General features: G+C 59.3%; 8 protein-coding genes. 1 reads left to right on the top strand and 7 read right to left on the bottom strand.

What is annotated here, in order from left to right; genetic code table 11:
• Positions 1-58 precede the first annotated feature (58 nt).
• From rplQ to infA, 6 genes are all read right to left on the bottom strand, one after another.
• Positions 59-595: a 50S ribosomal protein L17 gene (rplQ, locus tag HMPREF3162_RS10620; RefSeq protein ID WP_070573661.1), complete on the bottom strand. Its 537-nt coding sequence runs from the start codon at positions 593-595 to the stop codon at positions 59-61.
• Positions 596-616: 21 nt separating this feature from the next.
• Entirely contained in the window at positions 617-1,609 is a 993-nt protein-coding gene (locus HMPREF3162_RS10615) for a DNA-directed RNA polymerase subunit alpha (RefSeq protein ID WP_070573659.1), read from the bottom strand.
• A 77-nt stretch (positions 1,610-1,686) separates the two neighbouring features.
• Complete coding sequence (gene rpsK / locus HMPREF3162_RS10610; protein WP_070424735.1) at positions 1,687-2,088, bottom strand: 30S ribosomal protein S11; 402 nt, start codon at positions 2,086-2,088, stop codon at positions 1,687-1,689.
• 21 nt (positions 2,089-2,109) lie between these two features.
• Positions 2,110-2,478, bottom strand: coding sequence for a 30S ribosomal protein S13 (gene rpsM / locus HMPREF3162_RS10605; protein WP_070573657.1), 369 nt, complete (start codon positions 2,476-2,478; stop codon positions 2,110-2,112).
• Between the two features lie 197 nt (positions 2,479-2,675).
• Positions 2,676-2,789 (bottom strand): 50S ribosomal protein L36, encoded by a 114-nt coding sequence (rpmJ, locus tag HMPREF3162_RS10600; protein ID WP_019174661.1) that lies wholly within the window; start codon positions 2,787-2,789, stop codon positions 2,676-2,678.
• A gap of 75 nt (positions 2,790-2,864) precedes the next feature.
• Positions 2,865-3,086: a translation initiation factor IF-1 gene (gene infA / locus HMPREF3162_RS10595; protein ID WP_019174660.1), complete on the bottom strand. Its 222-nt coding sequence runs from the start codon at positions 3,084-3,086 to the stop codon at positions 2,865-2,867.
• 205 nt (positions 3,087-3,291) lie between these two features.
• On the opposite strand from infA, the gene HMPREF3162_RS10590 reads away from it, so the two are divergent.
• Entirely contained in the window at positions 3,292-4,023 is a 732-nt protein-coding gene (locus tag HMPREF3162_RS10590; protein WP_141759600.1) for a hypothetical protein, read from the top strand.
• A gap of 101 nt (positions 4,024-4,124) precedes the next feature.
• Here the strand turns inward: HMPREF3162_RS10590 and HMPREF3162_RS10585 are convergent.
• Positions 4,125-6,016: alpha/beta hydrolase (locus tag HMPREF3162_RS10585; RefSeq protein WP_176747355.1), on the bottom strand; the 1,892-nt coding region annotated here is incomplete at its 5' end.

Here is a 6,016-nt window from a genome sequence, read left to right as displayed (position 1 = left end):
GGGCGCCGCAGAACCAGGTTCTGCGGCGCCCTTCGTTCAGGCTTCAGCAAAGCTCAGATCAGGCTTCGTCCTTTTCAGCGGCTGCGTCAGCTGCGGCTTCCTGGGCTTCGTCTTCCTGCGGACCGGATTCGACATCCGGGGCAGCTTCGACTTCTTCAGCCGGAGCGTCGGCCTTGTCGTCAGCCGATGCGGCAGCTGCGCCTTCTGCTTCCTTCACAACGGCCTGCTTGGGCGAGTACGCCTCAAGCACCAGTTCGATGACTGCCATGGGGGCGTTGTCGCCGGGGCGGGGACCGATCTTGGTGATGCGGGTGTAGCCGCCGGGGCGTTCGGCAACGGCAGGTGCAATCGAGGTGAACAGCTCGTGCACGATGCCCTTGTCGCTGATGGAACGCAGAACGCGGCGACGCGAAGCGAGGTCACCCTTCTTGGCGAAGGTGATGAGGCGCTCAGCGTGCGGGCGCAGGCGCTTTGCCTTGGTTTCGGTGGTCTTCACCGACTTGTTTTCGAAGAGCTGGGCTGCAAGGTTGTTCAGCATTGCCCGCTCGTGCGCCGGGGAACCGCCGAGGCGGTTGCCCTTGGTAGGCGTAGGCATGGGTTTTCTCCTTGGAAATTCTTAGAACTGTTCGTCCTCGACGAACGAAGCATCGTCAGCGGGCTCGGAAAGGGAGGCGGCGCTGTCCTTGAGGCTCAGGCCGAGCTCGTCGAGCTTCTGCTTGACTTCTTCGATCGACTTCGAACCGAAGTTGCGGATATCCATCAGGTCGGCTTCGCTGCGGCTGACGAGCTCGCCGACGGTGTGGATGCCTTCGCGCTTCAGGCAGTTGTAGGAGCGAACCGTGAGGTCGAGGCTCTCAATGGCCAGCGCGAGGTCGGCAGCCATAGCTGCATCAACCGGCGAAGGACCGATCTCGATGCCTTCTGATTCCACGTTGAGTTCACGGGCCAGGCCGAAGAGCTCGACGAGCGTCGTACCGGCCGAGGCCAGTGCGTCGCGCGGCGAAATCGAAGGCTTGGTTTCAACGTCGACCACCAGGCGGTCGAAGTCCGTGCGCTGTTCGACACGGGTTGCTTCGACCTTGTAGGTCACACGCAGAACGGGCGAGTAGATGGAGTCGACCGGGATACGGCCGATTTCAGCATCTGCGTTTTTGTTCTGAGCTGCCGAAACGTAGCCGCGACCGCGTTCGATCGTCAGCTCCATGTCCAGCGAGCCTTCGTCGTTGAGCGTGGCGATGAAGAGGTCCGGGTTGTGGATCTCAACACCGGCCGGTGCGCTGATGTCAGCGGCAGTGACATCGCCCGGACCCTGCTTGCGCAGGTATGCGACGACGGGTTCGTCGAATTCCGAGGAGACGACAAGCGACTTCAGGTTGAGGATGAACTCGGTGACGTCTTCCTTGACTCCGGGAACCGTGGTGAACTCGTGCAGCACACCGTCAATGCGGATGCTGGTGACGGCGGCACCGGGAATGGAGGACAGAAGGGTACGACGCAGCGAGTTGCCGAGGGTGTAGCCGAAGCCGGGCTCCAGGGGTTCGATGACGAACCGGGAGCGCAGATCGGAGACAACCTCTTCTGTGAGCGTGGGACGCTGTGCAATGAGCACGTGGGCTTCCTTTCAGCGAACATCCGCTATATGACGTTCGCGCTTAAAGAGTTCTGGACTCGTTACGCTGTGCAGACTCAGCCGCGGCGGCGTTTGGGCGGACGGCAGCCGTTGTGCGGGTGTGGTGTGACGTCCTGAATGGTGCCCAGCTCCAGACCGGTGGCCTGCAGCGAGCGGATAGCGGTTTCGCGACCGGAGCCGGGGCCCTTGACGAAGACGTCGACCTTCTTCAGGCCGTGTTCCTGTGCGCGGCGGGCTGCAGACTCAGCAGCCATCTGAGCTGCGTACGGGGTCGACTTGCGCGAACCCTTGAATCCGACTTCACCAGAAGAAGCCCAGGAGATCACGGCGCCGGTGGGGTCCGTGATGGAAACGATGGTGTTGTTGAACGTCGACTTGATGTGAGCCTGGCCGTTGACCAGGTTCTTCCTATCGCGGCGACGGGGCTTGCGAGCAGCAGCTCGTGACTTGGGTGGCATCTGTATCTCCTACTCGAACGCTTACTTCTTCTTGCCTGCAACGGTGCGCTTGGGACCCTTGCGCGTACGCGCGTTGGTCTTGGTGCGCTGACCGCGGACGGGCAGGCCGCGGCGGTGACGGACACCCTGGTAGCTTCCGATCTCAACCTTGCGGCGGATGTCGGCTGCAACCTCGCGGCGCAGATCGCCTTCAACCTTGAAGGTGCCTTCGATGTAGTCGCGCAGCTGCACGAGCTGGTCATCGGTGAGGTCTTTGACGCGGATGTCCGGGTTGATGCCGGTTTCCGTGAGGGTCTGGCTCGCACGAGTGCGGCCCACACCAAAAATGTATGTCAGGGCGACTTCCACGCGCTTTTCGCGCGGGAGGTCAACTCCGGCTAAACGTGCCATGTGTTTTCTCCATGTAGATATTCGAAGGTGCTTGCTCAGGCATGTCCGGTTGTCTTCTCCAGACCCGGTCCCCGGCCCTCGAACCGGGGGTGTCGTCCTCGCTGTGCAGGGTGTCCTGCTGCGAGGGGGCGATGCCTGCTTGGGTGTGGACTCGCCTGCCCATAGGGGAAGCGAACCCATCGATCTGCGTTAGCTGATCAGCCCTGGCGCTGCTTGTGACGCGGGTTCGAGCAGATCACCATGACCACCGAGTTGCGGCGGATGACCTTGCAGCTGTCGCAGATCTTTTTGACGCTTGGCTTAACTTTCATCGCTATTCCTTCTTGTCACCACAAAGCCCCTCGGGTCCAGCCCAAGGGGTGGTTGCGGTGAGTGTCAAAAGATCCTTACTTGTAGCGGTAGACAATCCGTCCACGAGAAAGGTCGTAGGGAGACAGCTCCACTACAACACGGTCTTCGGGAAGGATGCGGATGTAGTGCTGACGCATCTTTCCGGAGATGTGCGCAAGCACAAGGTGGCCGTTGGTCAGCTCAACGCGAAACATCGCGTTGGGCAGAGCCTCGACGACCGTACCTTCGATCTCAATGACCCCTTCTTTTTTGGCCATATCGTTCGTTTACCCCTGCTCCCCGCGGAATCCCGCGGATTGAGTGTCTTATCCGTACGGCCCGTAGATGCGACGTTTCGGTTTCTCGCGCTCAATGCCGAACAGACTCCGGACTGGGTCCGGCGTTATTCTGAACTGCAGTAAGCGCGTTATGGGAGACGAAATGCCGACAGCCCACAAGCCGGTTGTCTATCCTACAGCGAATATGCTTGACTTTCCAGCCAGTGTGACGCAGTGCGCAGATGTTCGGCAGGGTCCCCTGGGCACGTGCTGGCTCATGGCACCGCTCATCGCCGGCGAGGTCACAGTTTCCGGATTCTGCGACCGCCTGATCCTGCACAGCACCGGCACTCTCGCGGTCGTTGATGTCGGGTCAGCTCCCGTCACCACAAACATTCCCGCGCACGCACATGATCGCAGCGGGTCTCGTGATGGCACGGTCAACAGCGCGACCCTCATAGAAGCCGCGGCGCAGACTGTACTCGGCTCACGGCTCGAAGGTCATCTGCCGTTCAAGGGCTTTCAGTTTCTCTTCGGCTCACCCGGTGTGGCCATCCCGGCGCTGCCCGGCTTTGCCCGCGCAGCGCTTCGCGCAGCTGCGCACGCTCTTGACAGCGGACGGCCCGTTGTCGCGGCGACCCTGCCGCGGCGCCGCAGCTTCACCCTGGCTGATGAGCACAACGGCAGGCAAGTGCGGATCACGGCCAATCACGTATACGCCGTGGTTGGACACACGCAGAGCAAGCCTGGCAGCGACTGCAGCGGCGGTCTGCTCATGCGCAATCCCGTGCTCACCGGCCGCACCGACATCGACGTTGACGCGCTGCACCTGAGCGCAGACGAGCTGACCGAAGCGACCATGACGCTCTTCATCGGCCCGAAACCAGCACCGTCCAGGAAAGGTACGAGTACTGGACAACGGGCGGAACCTCAGTGAGTTTCACCAGGTAGATCAGAAGCGCAAAGCGCTCGCAGATCCCTGACAGCAGGGCCCACGAGCGCTTTGTGCTCAATTCAGTTTGGATAAGTCACTGTCGTTCAGCTTCGAGCTTTGCGACGGCTGTAGACTGCCGCCGCCAAACCGGCTGCAAGCAGAGCAGCAGCAATCACCAGGATTCCTGCGATGCTCGCTCCCGTACGCGGCAGCGGACTATCACCGCTCTTGGCCTCATCAGAAGAAGCCGAACCATGCGCGCTGCCACTGTCCGCACTGGCACCGGTGGAATCACCACCAGATGCCGCAGCACTATCAGCCGAACCTCCGGCTGCCGGTGAGTTCTTGTCCGACGAGCCCTCAGCCACGATCTTCAGCCCAGCACTCTTCACAGTCGAACCCTGCCCGTTCACAACCGCAACCTCAACAGTCGAACCAGCCTTCAGACCCTTCGGCACAGTAAACACACCAGAATGATTACCACTGCCATCAGTCCTAAACTTCTGACGCTTCTTACCAACCGTCAGAACATACTCAGCCTTCGGATCAAGACGCGAAACACTAAACCGCACATCCTGACCCACATGAGCCTTCGAAGCCGACAAAGCAAAACCATCAGCACGGAACGTCTGCATCTTGCACCGCTTCGACAACGTCACAGTCTTACCACGATGATCCTTCGCAGAATCCGGCTTCTTCAACTTCTCACCAAACTCACCATCACGCGGCACACGACCCCTATTGAAGAAAGCGTTGACCGTGGTGTTGACACACTCGACCCCACCATAGGCGCCGTGGGCAACCCCGGCTACGCTCAGCAGTGAACCGTCAATCATCTCGGCGACCTTCGGACCATTGCCATACGGCGTCGCAGGGTCGTGAGTCGTCGAAATCACCAGAATATTCGGCACCTTCGACAACTTCTGCGGCTTCGGCAACGTGCCCTTGAACTTCCAAAAATCACACACGTCATAACGGCCAGGTGAAACACTCGCCCGCTGGAACGGCGCAACAGCATCATACGCTTCGGCATATTTACGCGCCTGGGCAAGCTTCGCCGCATCCATCGGCTCATCAGCCCTATTAGAATCCGTACACCGAATGTTCGTAAACGCAGCGGCCTTCTCGTCGTAGTGACCGTCTTCCCAGCCGTCATAAATGTCAGCGAGATACAAAAGCCTACCGGCGGACTTGCCTTCTTTGAGCTCATTCAGCGCATAGTTCAGGTCAGGCCAGAAATTGTCATCGTACAGCGCCCGTTTCACACCCTTGCGTCCAACCGAAAAGGTCACACGACGGTCACCGTCGTCCGGTCCGCCGAGCATGCCTTTGCCGCCATCGGCTGTTTCAAGCTTCTGCAGAAGCTTGGCATTGTTCTCACTGAGCACCTTGACATCGTCACTATCACCCAAAGCACACGTAAAGGTTTTCTTTGCATTAGGAGTATTGCCCAAGTTTGGCCACAGGTCCTCGTAGGTTTTGCCTTTGCGCCCATTTTCAACACAGTCCTTGGCGAACTCCTCAAAGGTGTTCTGAAAACCAGCACCCTGATTAACGGCATTTTTCTGATCAAACGTCAGACCATCAAGGTCAGGTTTTCCGCTGGCTTTGCCCCCGCCAGATACGGACGTTTCGGCCTTGTCTTTGCTGGCTTTGTCTGATCGGACAGGTGCTGCCGCCGGGTCTTCGAGATCTGCAAAGCGGTCTGAGCGTTCATTGACTTCCTTCAGAGCTTTGGCGTCCTCAGCATCACCTGGGTCGACAACACCGTCGAAGACCAGCTTGCCGACATTGTCGCCAAACTTCTGGGCATAGCGGTACCCCAACGATGTTCCATAGGACCAGCCGACGTAGTTCAGCTTCTTATCACCGACAACAGAACGCAGCATGTCCATATCGCCAACAGCATCCCAGGTACCCAGGTGCTTAATCAGATCTTTCCGACCTTCAGCATCAAGACCGAACAGCTTCCCGGTGTTGTCAAAACACGCCTGAG

It is taken from the genome of Brevibacterium sp. HMSC07C04 (assembly GCF_001815905.1).
Lineage (GTDB): Bacteria > Actinomycetota > Actinomycetes > Actinomycetales > Brevibacteriaceae > Brevibacterium.
Note: the sequence above shows the minus strand (reverse complement) of the source record. Positions and strands in the feature narration are given on the sequence as shown.

Bases quoted from the DNA above. Each gene is read 5' to 3' on its own strand.
- rpsK (WP_070424735.1), bottom strand. From the start codon at position 2,088: ATGCCACCCAAGTCACGAGCTGCTGCTCGCAAGCCCCGTCGCCGCGAT.
- rpsM (WP_070573657.1), bottom strand. From the start codon at position 2,478: ATGGCACGTTTAGCCGGAGTTGACCTCCCGCGCGAAAAGCGCGTGGAA.
- rpmJ (WP_019174661.1), bottom strand. From the start codon at position 2,789: ATGAAAGTTAAGCCAAGCGTCAAAAAGATCTGCGACAGCTGCAAGGTC.
- HMPREF3162_RS10590 (WP_141759600.1), top strand. From the start codon at position 3,292: ATGCTTGACTTTCCAGCCAGTGTGACGCAGTGCGCAGATGTTCGGCAG.
- infA (WP_019174660.1), bottom strand. From the start codon at position 3,086: ATGGCCAAAAAAGAAGGGGTCATTGAGATCGAAGGTACGGTCGTCGAG.
- rplQ (WP_070573661.1), bottom strand. From the start codon at position 595: ATGCCTACGCCTACCAAGGGCAACCGCCTCGGCGGTTCCCCGGCGCAC.